Source organism: Dongshaea marina (assembly GCF_003072645.1).
Lineage (GTDB): Bacteria > Pseudomonadota > Gammaproteobacteria > Enterobacterales > Aeromonadaceae > Dongshaea > Dongshaea marina.
This window is the reverse complement of sequence record NZ_CP028897.1, coordinates 3,035,635-3,058,310: the sequence shown is the minus strand read 5'-3', so window position 1 is coordinate 3,058,310 and position 22,676 is coordinate 3,035,635. Positions and strand designations below refer to the sequence as shown.

Genomic DNA, 22,676 nt, shown 5'->3' with positions numbered 1-22,676 from the left:
TGTGGAGACTTCAATAACATTGTTTCGCTTAAAAGATCAATTGATCCAGCGTGTTCAAAATGCTTGTCGTGAAGCAGAATATCAATCCTACAAGTTGGTATTGGTCGCTATCCCACCGGCACTACAACGCGCAGCTGAACTAGAGCTCTTAAACAGCTCGATTAGCTTAGTTAACTTGTCAAAAGAGCTTTCACGAAAACTGGTGAGTCAGTCCATCAAAGATAGAGTTAAACGGCTTGAGGATGAAGTTATTGAAATAGCTAACGATTGTGGTTGTTCTGTATGGATGACTAAGCTTGATGTGCTATTTGAACCATCTCTAGAAAATGATCCAATGATACTTTTAAAAATGGTATCTAAATCTCAGCTTCTAGTAGCAATATGGCCAGGTGACATAACACAGACGTCAATGGTTTACTCCAAACCAGGTAAGCCAGATTACAAATCCTATTTATTAAAAGATTTAAATGATATACAGGTGATTGATGCCTGCAATGGAGTTATGAAATGAAAAAGTACGGCGATTTGATTCAATTTGAATCTGTAACAGCTAACATTCAGCTGAAGAGCTCAAGTGACCATGACAAGGCTATAGGCTTAGTGTCGTCGTACGTGATCTCAGATAAAATGTCTCAGAAGTTGAGTAATGTGATTATTGAACAGCTGCAATACGAAGAGTCAGTTGACAACAAGGCGCTTTGGATTGTTGGTAACTATGGTTCGGGTAAATCTCACTTAATGTCTGTGATTTCAGCCGTCGCGGAGTTTCCCGACTTAGCTAGTCATATTTCAAATGAGACCGTTCTCAACGCAGCGGGTAAGATTGCGGGTAAGTTTAAAGTTATTCGATTTGAAATTGGTGCATCAAAAATGGCACTGACTGACATTGTTACACAGAACTTAACCGATGGGCTAGCAGCTATGGGAGTGGACTACGAGTTCCCTCCGATGACAGAGATTTCATCAAACCATAAACCCTATTTCGAAGAGATGATGAGCTCATTCCATGAAAAATACCCTGATCATGGCTTGCTGCTGGTTTGCGATGAGATGCTTGATTACTTCCGCTCTCGTAATGAGCAAGAACTACCACTAGATATTGCGATTCTTCGAGTTATCGGCGAAGTAATTGATGGCACACGTTTCCGCTTTATGGCTGGAGTGCAGGAAGCTATCTTTGATAGCACACAACTAGAGTTCCTATCTAAAGAAGTAAAACGAATTCGTGACCGTGCAGAGCAAGTATTGATTGCTCGTGAGGATATCAAATATGTAGTTGCTGAACGTCTGTTGAAGAAAAATGCCCAGCAGCAGGCTTGGATTCGTGAGTATCTGCAAAAATTTACGCCTTATTACGACAAAATGAATGAGCGCTTAGATGAGTTCGTTCGTATGTTCCCTGTTCATCCTGATTACATAAATACATTCGAACGAGTAAGAGTGGCAGGGCTTGAAAACCGTCAGGTACTAAAGAGCCTTTCCCGTCAGATGAATGAGCTGATGAAAGAAGATGTTCCTCAAGAAGTCCCTGGGATCTTTTCTTACGATACATATTGGAACGAACTCAGTAGTGAGCCAAGCATGAAGACGAACCCTGAGGTTAGTCAAGTTATTGAAACTGGTGAGCTTCTTGTTGACCGTATTGATCAGGCATATCCAACACCGGGTGAAAAAGATTTTGCTAAGCGATTGGTTGCGGGTCTTGCCATTCACCGAATGGCGGTTGGTGATATCTATGCTGAAATGGGGGCTACAGCGGCAGAGTTACGCGACTCCTTATGTTTGTATTTAAAAAACATAGAGGTCATGCCCGGTGACAAGAGTAAGAACTTAGAAAACCATATAGTGACGGTATTGACCAAGGTTCGCCGCACTGTAAATGGGCAGTTTTTTTCAAAGAATAAAACGAATGATCAGTTTTACCTGGATCTTAAAAAGACAGAAGATTTTGACGCTCATATTGAAGCCAAAGCAACAGGTCTTTCACCTGATAGTATTAATTCAGCGTATAGAGCTGCGATGCTGGAAATTTTGGAGCAAACAGACTCACAGCAGTCGAAAACGGCGATGTGGCAACATGAGTTGAAGTGGTTAGATAGAAACGTTAGTCGTCCTGGTTGGTTATTCCTGGGTTCCCCAAATGAGCGTGAAACAGCGAAGCCTCAGCTAGATTACTACATGTATTTCATTCAGCCAGAGAAACCACCAAAGCAAAAGAAAGAGTTCATTCGTGAAGATGAAGTACAGTTTATCCTTAAGAACCGCTCTGAAGAGTTTAATCAGTCTTTAAAGAATTATGCGGCATCTGTTGCTTTGCGTGCTCTTGCTACTGGTAGTGCACAGCAAACTTACAAGCTCAAAGCTGATGGCTACCTTGGTGAGATGATTAGATGGATTCGAGCCAATATTAAAGATGCATTTGAAGTTCAATACAACGGAAAGTCTAAGCCAATAATGGATTGGCTGAGGGGAGCGACTGTACGTGACATCACGGGTATTGCAGACAGTGATCATGGTAGCGTGAAAGACATCTTTGAGGCGATAGCTAGTTTTATTCTAGAAGATTACTTTCAATCTTTAGCACCAGAGTATCCAAAGTTCTCACAGAGAATCACAGAAGATACTATCGTAGGAGCAAGTAGAGATGTGTTGAGTAAGCTGGCTGGAGGCGCTGCAACTAAACGTGCTACTGCAGTACTCGATGCGCTTGAACTTCTTGATGGCGACAAGCTAAAACCAAGTAACTCTCGTTATGCACAAGCAGTACTTGAAGTGTTAGCAGCAAAAGGCCATGGGCAAGTCGTTAACCAGAGTGAGTTGCTGGAAGCTGTACATGCGCGCCTATACTTCAAGCCAGGTACTTATCGATTAGAACCAGAGTGGCTGCTTGTGATTTTGGCCACGCTAGTGCACGCTGGGGAGTTAGAACTATCAGTTGTTGGTAAAGTGATCACTGCAAGTGATATGGATGCTCTGAAAGGTATTGATTTTGCCACATTGATTGACTTCAAACATATTCAAGCGCCAAAGGACTTTAATGTCACTGCTATTAAAGCAGTACTTGAATTACTTGGGATGAATGAAGGTTTAGCTACGTCTATTCAGCAAGGTGATGAAAATGTTGTCCGTACGATGGGGCAAGAGATTGAAAAGTTAGTTAAATCACTAGTGCACGATCAACAGTTGGTTAAGCAACGACTGATGCTGTGGGGGAATCATGTTCTTTCTGAAAATGAAGCGACTTTGTTAACTGAGCGTTTGGACAAATCAAAAAATTTCTTAGAGTCTCTGCAGCGTTTCAATACGCCAGGTAAACTCAAGAACTTCAAAGAATCGGCGGAGTCAATTGTAGAGCACGCAGAAACTTTGAAAGAGTGGAAGAGCTTTAAACAACTTTCGGAAGTGGTGGGTAGCTTCGCTGAATACGCTCAATATCTTAAAGAAGCTCAGCTCATTCTTGATGAGAATGATGAGTGGCAATCTGATGTGCGAGATGCAGCGCTAGCACTTAGAAATGGTATTGAAGATAAAACTACACGCTTAGAGTCAAGCTTTAAGCAAGCGCAGCTAGCAAATCTGCAACAGCTTAAAAAAGCGTATACTCAGCGCTATGTTGCTTTGTACCAATCGGCTCGTTTAACAATGGAGCAGGATAAAGAGAAAGCGGCACTGATCGGCGATGAACGTCTGCAAACGTTAGAAGCATTGTCTGGTATCTCATTACTTCCTGCAGAGCAGGTTAAGCAGTGGAGGTCAGATTGGGCCTCTTTGCAAGTTGCTGAGTCGATTGACCCTAAAACAATTGAGTTGACGCCAAACCCAGTTAACTTCTCACCGCGCAGTGAGGGAAGTAAAGCTTCAGCAAGTGTGCGTTTAGCTCAGTTAGATAACCAGTTAACCGAGATGTTGTCTGAGTGGACCCAAAGCTTAAAATCGACGCTAGCCGATCCGTTCTTGCAACTGGATCTATTGTCAGAAGTCCAACGCGGTGAAATCAATGTTTTCATTAGTTCCGGAAGTTTTACCACTCCGGTGAGTAAAGAGTTTATTGCAGGTGTAAACGAGGCCCTTTCTGGCTTAGAAGAAGTGAAAATCTCAACAATGGATCTAGTTGCAAGTTTAGGTAAAGGAACGCCGCAAACATTGGATGATGTTAAAGCTCGCTTTGAAGAACTGCTCAATACTCATTGCAAAGGCAAAGATAGCAGCAAAGTGCGAATTATTGTTGATTAATCCTATTCTAACCTGATTACTAGAAGCCAGTGCAAATTACTGGCTTCTATCGAGAGTAAACAATGAATCAAGAAAACCTGTTTGATATTGAAAGCGATAAAAAGCCATCTGGGCCAGTAGAGTGTCTAGGGATGACTTTTGAGAGTGACGAAGCTCGCAGAGCTCATTATACAGACCTACTGCGTAAAAAACTAAAAGATCCAGAATTTAGAGCACTTGAAGGCTTTCCTATTGGTACGGATGAAGCCATTTTAGAGCTTTCTGATCCGCCATACTACACAGCTTGTCCCAACCCTTGGCTGAGTGACTTTGTGAAACACTGGGAATCACAGAAAGTGACTAGTGATGCAGTATATCTATATCATCGAGAGCCTTATACAGCGGATGTAAGTGAAGGGAAGAATGACCCTATTTATAATGCTCACTCGTATCACACCAAGGTTCCTCACAAGGCTGTAATGAGATACATACTTCATTATACTGAACCTGGTGATAGCGTGTTAGACGGGTTTTGCGGTACTGGTATGACGGGAGTTGCTGCTAATTTATGTGGAGACAGGTCAGCTGTAGAGTCTCTAGGTTACTTTGTCGATGAGAGCGGTGATATATACAAAGTCGATGAGTATAAAAATCCAACTAGCAAAATTTCAAAGCTTGGACAAAGAAATGTAATTGTAAATGATTTATCGCCAGCAGCTACGTTTATCGCGTCGAACTATAACTCTCCACTTGAAGCTGATTCGTATGAATTAGAGGTAGAAAATATATTAGGAGAGCTAGAACATGAACTATCGTGGATGTATAAAACTAAGCACGATGATGGCTCAGATGGAGTAATAAACTATACCATATGGTCTGATGTCTTTGAGTGTCCTGAGTGTTCAGAAGAAGTGTTTTTCTGGGATAATGCTCTAGACCATACTAAGGGTAAAGTCAAAAATGACTTTAATTGTCCTAAGTGTCATTCAGTTCTTAATAAGAAAAACATGGTTAGAGTTTATGAGCAAGTATTTGATGAGCTGCAAGGTGCCGTCATAAAGACCGCCAAACAAAAACCTGTTTTAATCAATTATTCTGTGGGTAATAAAAGATTTACTAAGATACCGGATACTAATGATTTAGAGGTTATTGATAAGTCTTTCAAGCTAGAGCCTTTGTATCCCGTTCCAACTGATGAACTACAGGATGGTGTTAACACTAGGCAACCCAAAAACTCTCATGGGATGTCTCACATACATCACTTTTATACAAAAAGAAACCTTTACGCGCTTTCGCGTTGGCTTGAATTTTCTAATAATTCTCCTCAAAAGAACAAGTTAAAGTTTGTATTTACTTCTGCTCATCAATATTTAAATCGATTATGTAGGCTGCATGTAGGTAATCACTTTTCCAAAAAAGGAGGGACAGTAGATAAGCCGTTAGAGCGCACGCTATATATGCCTTCAATCTCTTTGGAGGTAAATGTTATTAGCAGAATTAAGCTAAGAGCTAGGCTAAGAAAGAGTTTGTTAGTTTCAAAACCATCGGTCGTCACTACAGGCTCAGCAGCTAGATTAGCAATACCTGACAACTCTATTGATTATATGTTTTATGATCCACCGTTTGGAGCAAATATTAATTATTCGGAAGTCAATGCACTATGGGAAGGTTGGCTTAAAGTAAAAACCAACACCATTGATGAAGCAATAGTCAATGAAACCCAAAAAAAACAGCTTGATGATTATCGTGTTTTAATGAAAGCAGCCTTCGCGAATGCCTATAGAGTGTTGAAACCTGGCCGCTGGTTGACAGTAGAGTTTTCTAATACAAAAGCTGCTGTTTGGAATAGTATACAATCTGCTTTAACCGAGGCAGGTTTTGTGGTTTCTAGTGTATCAGCTTTGGACAAGAAGAAAGGTAGTCATAAAGCAATGACTAGTCCCACCGCTGTTAAACAAGACTTGGTTATTACGGCTTATAAACCTTTGGAAGGGTTTGCTCATGATAAAGCATCGAAACATGTTGAAAATGTATCTGTCTGGGAGTTTATTGGTAACCATCTGCGCTTCTTACCCGCGGCAAGAGTAAAAGATAATGAAATTGTTTTTGTACCCGAAAGAGATCCTAGAATACTATTTGACCAAGTGGTCACATTTTATATTCAACGCGGCCATGAAGTTCCTATTTCAAGTTTGGATTTTCAGACTGGGCTTGCTCAAAAGTTTTACGAGAGAGATGGAATGTACTTTACGGCAGAGCAAGTTGCCGATTATGATCGTAAACGAGCTGTGGTTAGTCGTGTACAACAAATATCAATTTTCGTTGATGATGAATCTTCTGCTATTGAATGGATGCGACAAGAGCTAAAGGATAAGCCTAAAACCTATTCAGAGATACATCCGTTATTCTTGAATGAACTCTCTGGCTGGAAGAAAAATGAGTTAGAGCTTGAGCTTTCGACCCTGCTTGAGCAGAACTTCCTAAAGTATGATGGAGAAGATGATGTTCCATCTCAGATTCATACCTACCTATCTACCAACTTCAAAGATATGCGTGGTTTAGATAAGAGTGATTCGAAGCTTGTTGAGAAGGCTAAAGATCGTTGGTATGTGCCAGATCCAAACAAAGCAGCGGATTTAGAGAAAATTCGTCTCCGAGCGCTACTTAAAGAGTTTGAAACTTACAAGGAAGCGAAGAAGAAAATAAAGCAACCTAGAGCTGAAGCATTGCGAGCTGGTTTTAATACAGCGTGGGAAGCTCAGGACTTCCAAACCATTTTGGATATCTCAGCGAAAATTCCACCAGCGGTTCTTCAGGAAGATGAGAAGCTGTTGATGTTCTATGATAATGCATTAACGCTAACCTCTACCGAGGACTGGTAATGACAACACTTTTAAATGTCGGTGATTGGGCTTGGAGTCAAGCCCATCAACAATATGTTAAAGTGATAGAAAGCTCTGGCCTTTGGGGCCAGAGCTTTTATCGTGTTTGGCTCCAACAACAAGATAGCGTTGTAAAAGTTTCTTCGGATGATTTGTCTAAAACTTCTATGGATAAATCGCCTAGCCCACATTTTTTCTCTTACATTGGTATCGCAGCCAAAATTGCGAATGCTCAAAAAGAGGATATTCTGCTTTCTCCTGTAGAATCAAATGTCATTCCATTGCCTCACCAGTTAAAAGCATTAGACAAAGCCATGTCGCGTAAGCAAGTGCGCTATCTATTTGCTGATGAAGTAGGACTTGGTAAAACCATCGAGGCTGGCTTGGTTATGCGAGAGCTTAAGCTAAGAGGTATGGCTAAACGAATCTTAGTGTGTGCACCTAAAGGCTTGGTAAGTCAATGGGTGAGTGAGATGAGCACTCACTTTGGAGAATCATTTCATCTGCTCATCCCTGGGGAGAATAAACCTATAGATGAAAACGACAATGTTTGGCTTCGGCATGATTTGGTTGTTTGTCCTGTTGATAGCATAAAGCCAATTGAGAGCAGAAAAGGCTGGTCGGTTAAACAAGTTCATGAGTACAACAAGCATAGGTTCGATGATCTGTTGTCTGCTGGTTGGGATCTAATTGTCATTGATGAAGCGCATCGATTAGGTGGCAGTACCGAGCTCGTTGCACGTTATAAGTTAGCGCAAGGCCTGGCCGAAACGTCACCCTATTTATTGCTGCTGTCGGCCACACCACATCAGGGGAAAAGTGATGCGTTCCATCGGTTAATGGCTTTGCTCGATAAAGAAGCATTCCCTGATGTTGGAAGTGTCACTAAAGAGCGCGTTCAGCCTTATGTAGTAAGAACTGAAAAGCGAATCTCAATCGATGGTAATGGTAAACCTCTATTTAAGCCAAGGAAGACAGAGCTAGTTCCAGTAGCCTGGGAGAGTAAGCATGCTTTGCAGCGGCACCTGTACGAAGAAGTCACTGAATATGTAAAAGAAGGCTATAACCAAGCAAAAGCCCAAAAACAAAACGCTATTGGCTTTTTGATGATCTTGATGCAGCGCCTTGTTAGCTCTAGTAGTGCAGCAATTGCAATGACATTGTCTAGGCGATTACAGTCACTCGAGAGTACTGTTATTGAAGATGAGCTTCCACTAGCTTTTGCCGATGACTGGGCGGACCTTGATGGCCAAGCGCAATTAGATGAGTTGATTGCAACGAGTAAGCAAGCGTTGGCAAACGAGAAAGCTGATGTACAGCGTTTGTTGAATATTGCCAATGAATGTGTCGGCAAAGAAAGTGATACTAAAGCAGAAGCACTGATTGATTGGCTCTATCAACTTCAACAAGAAGAACAAAATCCTGAACTAAAAATGTTGGTCTTTACCGAATTTGTGCCAACCCAACAGATGCTAACGAAGTTCTTTACCGATAGGGGGATCAGTGTTGTCACGCTTAATGGCTCTATGGATATGCATGAGCGGAAAAGAGCACAGGCTTCGTTTGCTGGTGATACGCGAATTTTGATCTCTACTGACGCGGGTGGTGAAGGTTTAAACCTTCAATTTTGTCACGTCATTGTAAACTACGATATGCCTTGGAACCCAATGAGAATGGAGCAGCGCATTGGACGTGTTGATCGTATTGGCCAGCCCCATGTCGTGCGAGCTCTAAACTTTGTATTGGAAGACTCTGTGGAGCATAGTGCGTATTATCGCGATGGCGATCACCGAATAATATGATGTCGATCACCTCAACATCCCGTCTCACAGACTGGGTTATTTTTTACCCTGAGTGATCGGCATCCGTCAACTCTGCGGTGATTTTTCTCATCGATTCTCCGCATAATTCTACACGGATCGCTCCATGAACCAGACGATCCAGGATCGCATCCGCATGGGTTGATTCACCGATCATTGTGTGCCAGTGCTCCAGCGGAAGCTGGCTGCCGATCAGTGTGGCTCCGTGACCATGGCGAGCATCGATTAACTCCAGTAGATCGCTACGCTGAAGCGCATTCAGCGACTCCAGTCCCCAGTCATCGAGGATCAGAAGCGGCGTGTTTCTCAACTGAACCATCAGCTTTCGATAGCTGCCATCAGCCTGAGCCAGCTGCAGTTGCTCCAGCAGCTCTTTAAACCGGAAGTAGCGAACCCCGAGTCCCTGCAGACAGAAGTGATGGCCCAGGGCGCAGGCCAGATAGGTTTTCCCGCACCCGGTCGCCCCGGTCAGGATCAGAGTCTGCCCCAGGCTAAGCCAGTATCCCTCTGCCAGTGAGCGGATCTGGGCTCTATGCAAGCCGCGATCACTTCGATAATCCAGTTGCTCCAGATTTGCCTGCAGCCGGAATCGGGCCTGCTTGATAAGGCGCTCGATCCGCCGCTGAGACCGATCCGTCAGCTCCTGCTCCAGCAGCAGGCTGAGTCGCTCTTCGAACCCGAGTTCCTGGTAGTGCCCGGGTTGCTGATGTTGCCTTTCCAGGGCATCCCGGATACCACTTAGTTTCAGCTCCCGAAGTTGCTGTTTGAGTTGTTCTGTCATCTTTGATCCTTAGTGATAGTAGCCTGAGCCACGGATATTGAGGTGAGTGAGCTCCGCCAGACGATCCGGCTGAGTTTCGGGCAGTGGCTGGCCATCCAGCCCCTTTTCCAGGATGGAGCGGATCCCTTTCTGATAGTAAACGCCCGTTCGGTCTGCTCGCTGGCAGGCCGCTTCTAAGCGGGGCGTCCATATCGCTTTTCCAGGTTGAGGATCCCAAGGCTGGCCCGATATCCAAGCTCCGGGTGGGACTTTCGGTAGAGCAGCTGTTTGATCACCGCAAGCGTGGAGGGCCTATCTCCTGAGCCCAGTTCAGAAAGCGTCCCGGGTCCATTGCATCTGCTTTTGGTGTGCGACCGGCATATGATCGGGGTGGGTGGTTTGCCCTCCCTGCTGATAGCTGCGTGGATGTGTCGCGACACAGCGACCACCATGATAGATCCGTACCAGGTTGTCGCAGATATGCGCTTCAAGCTTGCGTTTGAGCAGGGTATAGGGAACCGAGTAGTAGTGCTTGTCGAGCTCGATGTGATAGTCGATATGAACCCGAACCGCCTTCACCCGGGTGAACTGATAGGGGTTTTGAGGCAGCGATTTGAGCACCGGTTTGTCTAGCAATTCAAACTGTGATTTACGGCTTCCCGGCAGCTTCTTGAACGGGCGATTGTTCAACTCGGTGAGCAGAGCCCCGATCCGCTGGTTTAGCTGAGCCAGACTGAAGAAGGTCTCATGGCGCAGTTTTGCCAGGATCCAGCGCTCAACGATCTGCACGCCCACCTCAGCCTTGGCTTTATCTTTGGGCTTGTAAGGACGGGCAGGAAGCACTGCAACACCATAGTGTGCAGCCAGCTGCTGATAGGTAGGATTGAGATCTGGCTCGTAGCGACACGCTCTACTGACTCCGCTTTTGAGATTATCCGGAACGATCATCTCTGGTACTCCCCCAGAAATTCGAAGGCCCGTTTATGGCTCATCACCCAGTCTTCCAGCCCCTGACTCAAGGTTGCATCGGCGTAGGTGTAGCTGGATGCACCCATCACAGCGACAAAGATCTGAGCCCGACGCTCCTCCCCAGTCCTCGGATCCACGATGGGCACGGTTGGACCGCAGTAATCAACAAACAGTTTTTCACCGGCTTTATGGCTCTGACGCATTGAGGGAGACTGGCATTTACGCCACTCACGATAACGCATGCAGTAATGGTTATAGCTGTAGTGGTTCTTGGGATGTCGCTCAGCATACTCCTCCCACAGGAGTTGTAGCGTCATCCCTTTGCGTCTGAGCTCCTGATGGGCCACGGCCCAATCCGGCAGAGGAGGTGTCTGACGAACCGTGATCCGGGTCTCAAGGAACTCACGGCGCAGCCGCTCTTCATCCCACTCAGCAGGCAGAGGCCATTGGCATAGCCCCATCTGTTGGGCCCTTTTGCAGTAATTGGACACAGTCGACGGAGACACAGACAGGCTGCTTGCGATCTGGCGGTGACTCAGGCCGCCTTGGTACTTGAGTCTGAGGATCTCTTTGAGTTTTCGCATGGTGATATGCACCGTTGGCATGGCTGGCTCTCCGCTCGAGGTCAAACAGAGAGCATAGCCGGTTAAAAAAACACCTGCGAAACGGGAGTTGAAATGAATAACATTTCGGTCGGGACTGCATAATATTCATGCCGATCACCCAATAATATAAAACTCAAAAGTGATCGCCATCGATATTATTGAGCGATCGCGATCGATATTATTCAGTGATCGCTATCGATCTTATTGGGTGATCGCGATGGACCAAAAAACGCAGCATAGAGTGCGAGATGTACTGGAATCGAAGCTTCAAGTCATTTTAGATGAATTCGGAGTAGATAAAACCAGTGACGTACTTGACTCCGCCGAGGCAAATCATCTCTTTGATGAGCTCTTTATGGAATCCATATCGAACCCGGAAACGATGGATCAGGAATTAGCGAAAGCCTTGAAAGTGATTCAGGGTGGAGCTCGAGATAAACGTTCTCAAGACGGTTTGTTTTCAGATGGTAAGTCGCTAAATCCAAACGATTATCAGAAAGTTATTGATCATCCTTTGCCGTATTGGGTTGAGCAGATGGTGAGTCAGTTTCTAAGTTTCAAGAGCTCTGAAGGTGCGGATGCGTCATTTACTCGTGCTGAGAATGGATCGATATGTGTTAAATGGCCAGATGGCGCTAACTGGGAAGACATTACCTTTATTGGTAAGGAAGCGCAGAAAACACCAGGGTTAAAGCACATTACTCTTGAAAACCCAAAGGTGAGAGGCTTGAGCACACACTTACCAATTTGGAGCGAAGTCCAAAACATACCTCTTGTACGAGTTCCTTCCCTGCCTTCCGGTGTGACCGGGTATTGGTCTCTCTGGAGTGTTCGATTTTCTGGTCAGGATGAGCGTCAATTGCAGTATCTTCCTATTTACATCAATAGTGCCGGGCAGTATTTCTCTACTGCATCCATACGTGTTTGGGATGCTATTTGCTCGGATTCTATTGAAACCCACTCTGGTTCTGATCATGAAAGTGTGTACTCTTTGCTAAGAGAGGCCGCTGAAACTCAGGGTAAGTTGATGTTTGACTCAATGTTATCTGAGTATTTGAATGAACTAGAACTTAGTATTGAAAAAGGTGAATACTCTTTCAAGGCTAGAAGAAATGCAATTGAACGTATTGGTTTACCAGAGGTTAAGGGATACCGAATACGCCAGTTGGACATTGAATACAAACAGTGGCAACAGGATGTTGAAGCAAAACGTGAAGTGTATCCTGAGCTAAATCTTCATCTAGTTTTTGAAATCAAGGGATAGAGATGAACTGGCAAAAGCGTCTTCTTGAACATCGAGTGTTAACAGAGTCCATGCATTACATTGTTCACGATCCAGACAATCTATGCTTTGAACCTACAATTGCAGATCTGTTTGAGCAGTCAGGAGTTGTTTTTTTCTCAGAAACTGACCCGATGGCTTTGAGATTGTGTTACGAAGAATGGCTTGAAGATGGTGGACGTAGTGCATTAGTTATTAGGGTTGTAGATGATCAGCCTGTTATTCCTTATGATATTGAATCTTCAGCTATCAAGCTGGATTTCGATATTAGTGAAGTGATCCCCAAGTTAGATTCATCAGTTTTACGTTCTCTATCACCTGGAGATTATGAGCAGCTGTTAAAAGCCATTAAGATTTATCGAGTTGGGAGCCTCAATCGATGTGACAGTTTGGACTTTGTTCTACGGCATATATATAAAATTGCACCTGAAATAATTCAATCTGAAACGGATTTGGTTCGGCTACTTATTCGAAAGCATTATCTAGGTATTGAAATGCCACAGATGTTCGAAGATAGGGTGATTGAAACACTAGGAGCTCGCGAGCGATTCAGTCGCTGGGATTTCACTAAGATTTTACCTGATAGAGCTGAATTCTTTGATTTTCTGCAACGTCAGTGGGTATTACATCTAGAACAAAAGGTGGATCGTGAAGAGATTATAAACTCTGATTGGAGCAAAGATGAATTAGTTGTTCCATTTGGTGATCAAGATATAAGAGTATTCATTGATAACTTGTTTGCAGACGGTTTTCTCCAGGCCGTGGAGTTCGACGGATTGGGAGAAGATGATTGGGAGCAGGTTGGGGTTATTTCCGATGGTGTATCTAGGGATCTGTTGCGACTGAAGCAGTTGCATTTAAAGTTATCAAATCAGTTTGATACTATGGACAAACCATTTACACCTGAGTTTTGGGAAGAGGTCGCGTATGATCTAGGTGTTCTGAACTCTTTGTCTTACTCTTTGAAAGGAGTTGATGCTGATAGCTTGAACACACAGATTGCGAACCTTAATACTCTAATAGATGAGCAGTTTGAAACATGGTTACAAGAAAACTTCGGTAAGTTGATCAATACACCGACCTCTCGCTTTCCTAAGATTTTGCATAAAATACCAAACTGGTTAAATCTGAAAGTGTGTAAAGGCCAAAAGGTATGTTTACTAGTAATGGATGGGATGGGATTTCAGCAATGGACTCATGTCAAGCAAAGCATTATTGATATACCCGATATTCGAATCGAGGAGCGGGGAATTTTTTCTTGGGTACCCACAATAACATCTATATCAAGACAAGCTTTATTTTCCGGAAAACCGCCTCGCTCATTTCCTGACTCAATACTTACAACCTCAAAGGAAAAAGCTCTATGGCAAGCTTATTGGGAAGACCAAGGATTAAGTAAAAGTGAGGTAACGTATGCTGTTAAAGTTGAAAATAGCATGAGCCTTGATTTATTCAAGGATCGTTTCCACTCACCAAAGCTGAAGGTTGCTGGCTTCGTTATAAATTACATTGATGAGCAAATGCATGGCACGAAATCAGGAATGTCGGGACTCAATGCGGCATTGGTGGATTGGCTTTATAAGTGGCAGTTCACATCCAAGATTGAGGCTCTACTGGATAGTGGGTTTGAAGTGATTATTACTGCAGATCACGGTAACCAAGAAGCGGTAGGTCAGGGGTGGCCTGGTGAAGGTGTTAAAGCAGAAACGAGAGGTGAAAGAGTAAGGCTGTATAAAAATACAGTTGAATATTCGAATGCTGAGGTGAATGTGCTAGAATGGCCGGCTAAGAAATATGGACTACCATCTGATGTATATCCCCTAGTGAGTAAAGGTAGTCATGCGTTTGTTCAGAAAGAAAAACTGATAGTGGGGCATGGCGGAATAAGTTTACATGAGGTTGTTGTTCCATTAGCTATTGTTAAGAGAAATTAGCATGTCAAAGAGAGTTGGCTTTAGTTGTCATATCAATCTTCAGTGGTTAGATCTAGTTGCTGAGTGGATTGCTCAAGGGTTCGAACAAAAAGAACTCGATCAACAGATTGACTTGATGCTTGAGCCTTCTATTAACTGTAAGGTCAACCGAGGTAAAACGCGGAATCAGTTGACTAAACTATGGTCTTCTGACTCTGAAGGTATCGCACAAAACTTTGATAAATTCGCTATCGATTCTGTAGTAGAAAGTGATCATCCAGACTTTGTACTTCACTGGGGGATGTTGATAGCGAAAAATAACTTTTTTGCTGATGTTGTTAGGTTTATTGGTCGACGCGGAAAACATTCAGATTTATTCACTTATGCACAAGCGCAGAAGCATATTGTTGAACTGTATGGAGACACAGAGACGGTAAAACGTTCGCTTCGCTCAGTCTTGAAAACTCTGGTCAATTTTAAGATTTTAGAACGTCAACGTAATCGGACATACAAAGCTCAAAAGCTAAACTGTCAAATAGAAAGTAAGTATAAAAGCTGGTTGTTACAGTCATTGATGTATAACCAAAACTATCGGAGTCGAGCACTTACAGACTTGCTTGATGATCTTGTTTGGTTCCCGTTTGCGTTTTCTGTCTCTGTAAATGAGCTTGAAACGACTTGGTTTGATCTTCACCAGCAAGGTAATAACCTTGTATTGTTTAAGAAATAGAGAGAGTTAAATTGAAAGTATCTATTGGTTTTAATCGTCATTTAGAGCCAGACTGGTTAGCTCAAACTGCATCTTGGGTAGCAAATGGTATTGAAGGACAAGCGTTGAAAGAGCGTATTGATTCTATGCTTGAACCAGCTTTTACCAGTAAGGTGGCGAAGGATAAAACACGTAATTTGCTGTTTGGAATCTGGAATAAGTTGCCTAAGGATATGACGAGTAGATTTCAAGGAAAGGGCGCAGATCTATTAATAGAGCATAGCGAGCAGCATTTGGTTTTCCATTGGGGAATGATGCTGTCTAAATATCCGTTCTTTGCTTTTGTTGTGGGCCAGATTGGTAAGTTAACGAAGCTAAACGATACGTTTATGTACTCTCAACTTGAAGAGCGTGTGGCAGAACAATACGGTGATACTTCAACAATAAAACGTAGTATGCAGTTTGTTGTACGAACACTTATGAATCTTGATGTATTGAGGAATCCAGAGCAAGGTGTCTATGGGGTGAGCCGGCCTCTAAAAATTGAAAGCTCCGAGATCAAAGGTTGGCTTGTTGAGGCGATTATGCTTTCAAATCAAAGCTCTAGCAGAAGCCTTTCAAGTATCAACGATGATTCCGTTTGGTTTCCATTTGAAATATTTTTTGATTTATCAGATGTGCAAACCAATAAAGAGTTAGAAGCGCATCTTCAATCGTCTGATATTGTTGTGTTTATGTAGTTTCTACACTATAACCAATGCTTGGGTATTTCTAGATCAAAACTCTTTGCTGCATATTGAAGCATCGTGATAATTTCGCGATGTTTCTTCCCATCAAACGCCTCGCTCTCCTTTCTTTTCTCGAGTAATTGTTTCAATAGCGGCAACTCAAACATATCTAGCTTGTAGAAGTTGCTCCAGCTAGGTTGACCAAACAGATTGTAAATCACTTCAGTGCTATCGCGCTCACTAGCCAGGCGTTTTTGCCCATCAATTTTGTCAAGCGCAGCCTCAGCTTCATCTTTATCTTCATAGGTGTTGAGTAGTTTCATAAGATTCTGTTTTTGGGGAGCTAAGGAGAGGTGGTAACACTACTTTGCTTAAAGCACCAAGTCAAATCGTGTAACGGTCATGTCCTAATGTAACTTTTCAGTACCAGATCCGGGCAGAACTGACACCTGGCTTGTGACATGGGTTTTTCTTGGTAAGGTATTTTTGATAATGTTTAGTGTGTAGTATATAGTACACACTATGATAGGTGATACTTTAAGAAAACAGCGAGAAGCACTCAAGCAGTCGGACCGCTCTTATTCGCTACGGCAGGTGGCTCAACGTGTTGGGATTGAGCCTGCTTATCTTAGCAAGATTGAGCGTGGTACTGTGCCTCCGCCAGGGGAGGAAACACTAAAAAAGCTCGCTGATGAACTAAACCTGGATACCGATGTGCTATTGGCACTTGCAGGTAAGATCTCTTCTGATCTGCAAGAGATTATTCGTAAACGATCCAAGCTGTTTGCTGAGTTGATTCGACAGCTAAAAGAAGCTCCTGATCATGCTGTCTTGAGCATTGTAAGAGAGGTTTCAGATGGGGATTGGTGAGAACGCTAACGATCATCATAAGGATCGCAGTAATGATCGAACTTAAAAATAATCAGCTGATTTTTCGATTCCCGGAGGTCCACCCAAAGGCCGTGGGGCAGATTGATTTCATGAAGACACTCAGGATCCCTGATGATGTAAGGCAATATCCTTTGCCAGCAGGGATTGGCTCGTTTCATCTTGAGCATATTGAAGATCACGTAAAGCGAGTCCCTGAACACTGGCGTAGCCGTGGTGGTGTGTTGTTACCCATGCATCAATCAGAAGCTATGTGGATCAATTTTTCCGGAGATTATCCAATGGCAATTAAGATTGCGACCGGAAAGATTAACGCGATAACAGGAGAGGCATGGACCAATGAGCTAAGTGACGAGCCTCAAGATTATGTGGTCCTTTCCGAGCAGCCATGGTTGGATGGCTACGCAATAGAGAGGGGAACTGTTCGTCAGTTTGTGGCAGCTCAGCTAGGAAAAAATGTGACAGTGGAGGAGCAGGTTACAGGTGAAGCTGAATTTGGTGGTATCCAGATTATTGCTTTTCCAATGAAGGAAGAAGTGTACAGAGAATACTTCGAATCTCCGAGAGGTCTGGTTCTGGATTGCATCGAAGAGGTGCTTTATAGCGAAGAGTGTTATTCAGATGCCCTTGAAATGGGGATTGCTCCCGGAGGGATGATCAGACAAGAGATCTACGAAGATGAGTATGGGTGAGATGCATGGGATCTAACTGCTGGCTCCAGGTGTTTCATTCACACTGTAAACAGTGTCCACTGGAGCACCATCACCGGGTTACCCATGCCTCAAAAACCGGTTACCCCAGAACAATATCAAGAAGCTGGGATCTCATGGTTTGAATACTATGCAGAGGATAAAAAACCAGTTTCTGGTAGTCAGGTACTGAAAAACCTTGAAAGTATTAATCAAGGAGCTGAGTTATCAAAGAAGGTGATCGATATCGGTGTGCCGCTGGAGTTAGATCCGTCATCTAAAGGTGTGGTATCAAACGGAAATTTCTAGCGAAATTCAACAAACATAAATTTAGTTCTGTAGGGCTGAATAAAAGACAAATATATCTGGATTACTATGTCCGCTTTCGGCTCAAAGCAGACACATTATTCAATGATTAAGGAACTGGCTGCTGACTGAAATTATCACTATTTCTTCTTCAGAATTTGGCTTAAAGGTGTTTTTTCAAATATTGTTGGAATCATACTGTCATACTCATGTTCTGCATTGCAGTTAAAGTCTGACTCGCTAATGGATTGCCATACGATAAGTTTATTAATATCTAAGTCAGAAGGAGATGTTTTACCGGGATATATATTTTTATAAGTTTTATTCATTGTTTCTTTATCGAGAACTTGTTTATTATCTCGGTAGGCTTGGATTAATGATTTTTCTAGGAATAATTTTATTTGTCTGAACTCGCCTTTGCAAATGGCGAATAAAGGAAATGCAATATCGTGCTGCTTAAGACTTGGGGTTGTTTTAACTGGAAGTTCATCTTCTAATGAAGCTAGTAACTGTATATATATCTGTGAATTACTTTCTCCGCAAGTTTCTCCACTCAGTTTAAAATATTCAAGATTCCTATGGATAATTATTCTTGAACGCCATTGCGGATCTTCCATGATATTTTTTGTCCATGGCATTCCAGAAAAAACCATGGGGATCCCTGTTTTTTCACTAATGTATTTTAGGCGATTACCAATAGCTTGCCTTTGCTTAACTGATTTAAATTCTATCAACTCCTGAAATTCTTTGATGATGATGAGCTCTGTTTTGCATTTGTCGAGTAGCTTTATCAGAGATTCTGTTAATGACAGATCGCTACTTAATTTTTCCCTATAAGGTGTATTAAATTGCCCAAGATCTTTCAGTAGTTGAGCTAGTGTAGCAATTAGAGTTCCCTTATCTGATATTCTGCTAAATAGTACAGGAATAGTTATGCCTCGATTCGAATTATATTCGTTATTTTTAGATTTATAGTAACGTATCAGATGAGATTTTCCTGCACCGGTATCACCTGTAAGCATCATGCATTGTTGATTGTTACCAATTTTAAAATTAAATCTTAGCTCGTCAAAGTCATTAATAACTGTTTTTAGCATAGGGTATTCAATAGTACACTCTTTAAATGCACGAATATCTTCGATATGCTTATTTAAATTAAACATCAGAATCCCTCGATATCTTTGACCATTTCATCCCACTGTTCAAGATCAATTTCGTCCAACAGATCATGAGAATGGCTAGGTTTTGTATTCTTTGCCTCCTTTTGATTTGAATTCTGTTTGCTCAGATTCAATCCTCTCATGGAGCCATAACCTTGCTTTAGCAAGACTTACGATATCAATTTTTGAGTTGATATAATCACGGTGAGCTTTTGTCAATGTCAGGTGATAATTTAGGCTGAGATTTTTGGTATATCCTATAGGGTCTACACATGGCACTGCTAAATACTTATCAAATTTTTCCAAAAGAACATATATTCTTGATATGTCGTCAGGGTCTATTTTAATTATTATTTTAATTGATTTTTTCATTTGAATATATTGTTTTCTGTAATCACTAAGTTCTTCACTATCATAACGTAAATGATTTATTGTTATTCCTCCTTTTCTAAGAGAAGCAACTTTTTTATTCCCATAACTACATTTAGTTTATTCATCATATACTCACTAGGTATAGCTGGAGGAAGTGATGAGTAACCTATATTCCACAGCAGGTTGGGAATTCTTTTTTTACCGAATCGGAGTTTTGGTGATAAATATCAACAATCCATTTATGGAATAACTCCAAGAATGTTGAGAATCTAACAATGGCGTTCTTTTGTGGGTTGTAATCTTCTTTTTCAACTATATTAGAAAATGTCTTGCCTGGAATATTTATTATAAGTGAGCTGTTAATTTTTCCAAATGAACGCTCAATAAATGGCTTTAACCATGGCTTTTTAATTGGATTATATTGGATGTTTATACCTACTTCCATACAAGCATGATCAAGACTTTTTGACCAAAATTCGGCACCATTGTCTACAATTAAGATTTTCAATCTTCCCTTGGCATGGCCATGATTTAATCACTTGAGGATACTTATCCTTGATATAATCCTTAGGCTTTATTGAATGAAGAATAGCTTTTCTTACAGGTTCGTATCCTGGAGCCCGAAAGCTAATATGAAAGCCAATAATACAACTACTAAAGACATCATATAATAAAGTAAGGTAGGGTCTTCCTATTGGAACAAATAAGTTATCATCAATAAGAATTAGGTCTATTGGAGTATGATCAATCTCCACACGCTGCAGAACTCTGGTTGGAGGTTCATGAGCTGAATAATAGTCATACCAACAGTCTGCCAAATGTTTTCCATGTCGAGCTAGTGCAACTTGATACGGGGGAAGATTGTTAATTCTTTTGTAAAAGGCTCTTTCACTAACTATCGGGATTTTTCCAGAGATAATATTTTCATTTTCACATACAATTCGATCATGATAATACTCATAAGCTTTTCTTACCGATGGTCTTGTCGCGCTTAAAAACACCTCTAATGCTTCGTCAAAAAATTTCTCATCACCGATAATCTTGAGTTTACTATTTCCTTTTTTATGATTTCGGGTCACAAGTGAGACTATTTCTCCTTCGGATGTTTTATACTTTTGCCACCATCTGGCGACTGTTCTCCAGCTTGGTTTTGTGATGTTTACTTGTTGTGCATACTTTTCGATCAGCGGATCCAAGTTTTTACTTGTCCATCCACCGATAAGATCTTTTTGAATTAAGCATAGTAGCTTGTATCTTTCTAATGCTTCGTCTTTTAGATCATCAGGAAAACTGTCAAGATCACGTGCTACGGTTATAGCAGTGTTATCCAAATTGATTTCTGCATATTTTTCTATGTCAGTAGATTTGATATCGCATTCAGGCGATATCTTTTCAAACTCATCAGTAAATGTAGTCATGATTAATTTTTTTTCTGAGTTCATGATCATCTCCATATATACTTAATTCGCTAAAATCATTTTCCGAAACATTTGTAAATAATTCTCGATGTGCTATCAGGCTAAGAAGATCTGCATTTAACTCACCTTGAGAAATTTTGGTTTCTTCAATTAGGGAGTGAACTGTTAGTGGACCATGCTCTGTAAGTAATTCTAAGAGTGATCTCTGTCTATCTGTGATGCCATTGAACCCTGCATAACGATGAATGAGCTTTAAATTATCAAGAAGAGGGCTTAGTCTTATCTGATTTTCAGTGATCAAATTTAGCGAGGAGCCTAGGGTGATGGCTTGCTCTCTCTTTTTTTGAATCGATTTCTAAAATCCTGCTGAGCCGTTTTTCTGGATGGTTTTACCTCTAGGTAGGAAACTTGCTGGTCATGATTGATTAACTTGAAATCTGGGGTGTAACCACATGCTTTGCCTTCAAAGTTATAGTAAAACCCCTCAGGTTGTGCCTCAAAGTATGCAATACTAGGGGAGTACTCGAGATGAAAGCAGGTATCAAATTCAAGGCTTGATTCAACAGTCAGTGATGCCTTGCATTTTATGCTGGCAAATTTAAAGAGGTTCTTTACCCGAGAGTATTTGAGTTTGCGGCGGTACATGACGAGTATCCTTACTGTCACCCATAGCTGGGATCGTAAGTTACTCTATGTTAGGTTCTGGTGCAAATTTGAACAGGTTGTTTATATGGGATAGTGATCAGATTAATGGAAATTAATAAAGGCAGGTTGTTGTAGTTTTATTACGTAAATTAATTACGCTATGCCACTAACTGGTGCAAATTTGTCAGCTTTGGTTCAATTATGCCAGCTTCTGGTACAGATATGTCAGCTTTTGGTGCAAACGACAAACAGGAGGGGATTTGGGTGGCGGCCTTGCAAGCCACATCTCGGCACTCAAGTCACTCGCTGTGGCTGCTTCCTTCCGGACCTGACCAGGTTCACCAGCTATTGATGCGAGAGGACCTACCAGGCCACCATCGAACGAGGGCTATCCTACCAGAGCCGCATCGAAATGCAATGCTCTGGCTTTTAAAATCTTTCAACTGAGGTCTGTTTGCTTCAATTGTGCGCATCTTGACTTAAAAGAATACAAACCGGGTTCCGACACACAGCAGCAGCACCGCAAAACTGCGCTTGAGTACAACCGGCGGAAGTGTGTGAGCAAGCCGGGCTCCGAATCTTGCGAACACAGTGCTGAGCAGGACGATGCCAAACCAGGCGGGCAGGTAGACATAGCCCAGGCTCCAGTCCGGCAGCGCCGTGTTGTGCCAGCCGGTGAGGATATAGCTGATACAGCCGGACAGAGCGATCGGGAAGCCACAGGCTGCGGAGGTGGAGACCACCCGGGTGATCGGAACCTGGCACCAGTTGAGATAGGGCACCGTCATGCTGCCTCCACCGGTCCCAAAAAGAGCCGATACCCAGCCGATGATGCCTCCGGCGATAAACTTACCTTTTCGCCCGGGGAGCTTGCCGCCGGATCCAAAATTAAGCCCAAGACCGATCTGAATCGCCATCAGGTAGACAAAGACCCCAAACATCTTAGCCAAAACGCCACCAGAGATCGCATTGGCGGTGAGTCCTCCGAGAAATGCACCTATGATGATGCCTCCCCCCAACTGCAGGATCAGGGTCCAATCCAACCCGCCACGCTGGTGATGGGCCCAGATAGAGCTTAACGAGGTGAAGACTATGGTGGCCAGAGAGGTGCCGATAGCCAGGTGCATATAGATATCGGGTGGAAAGCCCTGTAGCTGAAAGGCGATGGTGAGCACCGGGATAATCACCAGGCCTCCGCCGATGCCAAACAGGCCCGCCAGGGTCCCGGCAGCGGCGCCCAGCAGCATATAGAGAAGAATACTGATCAACATGATGGCTCCGTATTAATACTCGGAAGATGGGGCAATCTAACCTGACT

The 22,676-nt window shown here is 42.7% G+C and carries 19 protein-coding genes, 1 other RNA gene and 1 pseudogene; 11 read left to right on the top strand and 10 right to left on the bottom strand.

Annotated features, from left to right (window positions below; genetic code table 11):
• Position 1 precedes the first annotated feature (1 nt).
• From brxF to DB847_RS14445, 4 genes are all read left to right on the top strand, one after another.
• On the top strand, positions 2-511 hold the full coding sequence (gene brxF, locus DB847_RS14460) for a BREX-3 system P-loop-containing protein BrxF (RefSeq protein WP_108651334.1): 510 nt from the start codon (positions 2-4) through the stop codon (positions 509-511).
• A complete protein-coding gene (locus tag DB847_RS14455) occupies positions 508-4,233 on the top strand; it encodes a DUF6079 family protein (RefSeq protein WP_108651333.1) in 3,726 nt (1,241 codons plus the stop codon). Before brxF ends, DB847_RS14455 begins: the two co-directional genes overlap by 4 nt.
• Before the next feature lie 62 nt (positions 4,234-4,295).
• Complete coding sequence (locus tag DB847_RS14450) at positions 4,296-7,094, top strand: DNA methyltransferase (RefSeq protein ID WP_108651332.1); 2,799 nt, start codon at positions 4,296-4,298, stop codon at positions 7,092-7,094.
• Complete coding sequence (locus DB847_RS14445; RefSeq protein ID WP_199911576.1) at positions 7,094-8,896, top strand: DEAD/DEAH box helicase; 1,803 nt, start codon at positions 7,094-7,096, stop codon at positions 8,894-8,896. Before DB847_RS14450 ends, DB847_RS14445 begins: the two co-directional genes overlap by 1 nt.
• Before the next feature lie 43 nt (positions 8,897-8,939).
• On the opposite strand, the gene istB is transcribed toward DB847_RS14445, so the two are convergent.
• Together istB and istA are read right to left on the bottom strand one after the other, a co-directional pair.
• Positions 8,940-9,695, bottom strand: a complete 756-nt coding sequence (gene istB, locus DB847_RS14440) for an IS21-like element helper ATPase IstB (RefSeq protein ID WP_108649424.1) — start codon at positions 9,693-9,695, stop codon at positions 8,940-8,942.
• Positions 9,696-9,704: 9 nt separating this feature from the next.
• A pseudogene (gene istA / locus DB847_RS14435) lies at positions 9,705-11,248 on the bottom strand (IS21 family transposase).
• 217 nt (positions 11,249-11,465) lie between these two features.
• Between istA and DB847_RS14430 the strand changes: the two are divergent.
• Genes DB847_RS14430 through DB847_RS14415 form a run of 4 tightly spaced genes read left to right on the top strand, consistent with a single transcriptional unit; the run spans position 11,466 to position 15,892 of the window.
• Entirely contained in the window at positions 11,466-12,512 is a 1,047-nt protein-coding gene (locus DB847_RS14430; protein ID WP_199911575.1) for a hypothetical protein, read from the top strand.
• 2 nt (positions 12,513-12,514) lie between these two features.
• Positions 12,515-14,464: a BREX-3 system phosphatase PglZ gene (gene pglZ / locus DB847_RS14425; RefSeq protein WP_108651331.1), complete on the top strand. Its 1,950-nt coding sequence runs from the start codon at positions 12,515-12,517 to the stop codon at positions 14,462-14,464.
• 1 nt (position 14,465) lies between these two features.
• Positions 14,466-15,173, top strand: coding sequence for a hypothetical protein (locus tag DB847_RS14420; protein ID WP_108651330.1), 708 nt, complete (start codon positions 14,466-14,468; stop codon positions 15,171-15,173).
• Between the two features lie 11 nt (positions 15,174-15,184).
• The gene (locus DB847_RS14415; RefSeq protein ID WP_108651329.1) at positions 15,185-15,892 is read left to right on the top strand and encodes a hypothetical protein; all 708 of its coding nucleotides are present in this window, start codon (positions 15,185-15,187) and stop codon (positions 15,890-15,892) included.
• An 8-nt stretch (positions 15,893-15,900) separates the two neighbouring features.
• Here the strand turns inward: DB847_RS14415 and DB847_RS14410 are convergent, their stop codons facing one another.
• Complete coding sequence (locus tag DB847_RS14410; protein WP_108651328.1) at positions 15,901-16,203, bottom strand: hypothetical protein; 303 nt, start codon at positions 16,201-16,203, stop codon at positions 15,901-15,903.
• A gap of 199 nt (positions 16,204-16,402) precedes the next feature.
• Here DB847_RS14410 and DB847_RS14405 point away from each other — a divergent pair, with 199 nt between their 5' ends.
• The 3 genes from DB847_RS14405 (at position 16,403) to DB847_RS14395 (ending at position 17,766) form a co-directional block, all read left to right on the top strand.
• Positions 16,403-16,750 carry a helix-turn-helix domain-containing protein gene (locus DB847_RS14405; RefSeq protein WP_108651327.1) on the top strand — a complete coding sequence of 116 codons (348 nt, stop codon included), beginning with the start codon at positions 16,403-16,405 and terminating at the stop codon, positions 16,748-16,750.
• 32 nt (positions 16,751-16,782) lie between these two features.
• Positions 16,783-17,460: a hypothetical protein gene (locus DB847_RS14400; protein ID WP_108651326.1), complete on the top strand. Its 678-nt coding sequence runs from the start codon at positions 16,783-16,785 to the stop codon at positions 17,458-17,460.
• 84 nt (positions 17,461-17,544) lie between these two features.
• Positions 17,545-17,766: a hypothetical protein gene (locus DB847_RS14395; protein ID WP_108651325.1), complete on the top strand. Its 222-nt coding sequence runs from the start codon at positions 17,545-17,547 to the stop codon at positions 17,764-17,766.
• A gap of 137 nt (positions 17,767-17,903) precedes the next feature.
• Here the strand turns inward: DB847_RS14395 and DB847_RS14390 are convergent, their stop codons facing one another.
• The 7 genes from DB847_RS14390 to DB847_RS14360 form a co-directional block, all read right to left on the bottom strand.
• On the bottom strand, positions 17,904-18,926 hold the full coding sequence (locus DB847_RS14390) for a TniB family NTP-binding protein (protein ID WP_108651324.1): 1,023 nt from the start codon (positions 18,924-18,926) through the stop codon (positions 17,904-17,906).
• A 75-nt stretch (positions 18,927-19,001) separates the two neighbouring features.
• Positions 19,002-19,355, bottom strand: a complete 354-nt coding sequence (locus DB847_RS14385; RefSeq protein WP_234418623.1) for a Mu transposase C-terminal domain-containing protein — start codon at positions 19,353-19,355, stop codon at positions 19,002-19,004.
• A gap of 106 nt (positions 19,356-19,461) precedes the next feature.
• Positions 19,462-19,740: a hypothetical protein gene (locus tag DB847_RS14380; protein ID WP_159084639.1), complete on the bottom strand. Its 279-nt coding sequence runs from the start codon at positions 19,738-19,740 to the stop codon at positions 19,462-19,464.
• A 10-nt stretch (positions 19,741-19,750) separates the two neighbouring features.
• Complete coding sequence (locus DB847_RS14375) at positions 19,751-20,737, bottom strand: hypothetical protein (RefSeq protein ID WP_108651321.1); 987 nt, start codon at positions 20,735-20,737, stop codon at positions 19,751-19,753.
• 291 nt (positions 20,738-21,028) lie between these two features.
• Positions 21,029-21,358 (bottom strand): hypothetical protein, encoded by a 330-nt coding sequence (locus DB847_RS25080; RefSeq protein WP_199911574.1) that lies wholly within the window; start codon positions 21,356-21,358, stop codon positions 21,029-21,031.
• A gap of 271 nt (positions 21,359-21,629) precedes the next feature.
• An RNA gene (gene ffs, locus DB847_RS14365) (signal recognition particle sRNA small type) lies at positions 21,630-21,726 on the bottom strand.
• Between the two features lie 111 nt (positions 21,727-21,837).
• Positions 21,838-22,623 carry a sulfite exporter TauE/SafE family protein gene (locus tag DB847_RS14360; RefSeq protein WP_108652983.1) on the bottom strand — a complete coding sequence of 262 codons (786 nt, stop codon included), beginning with the start codon at positions 22,621-22,623 and terminating at the stop codon, positions 21,838-21,840.
• Positions 22,624-22,676: the final 53 nt, after the last annotated feature.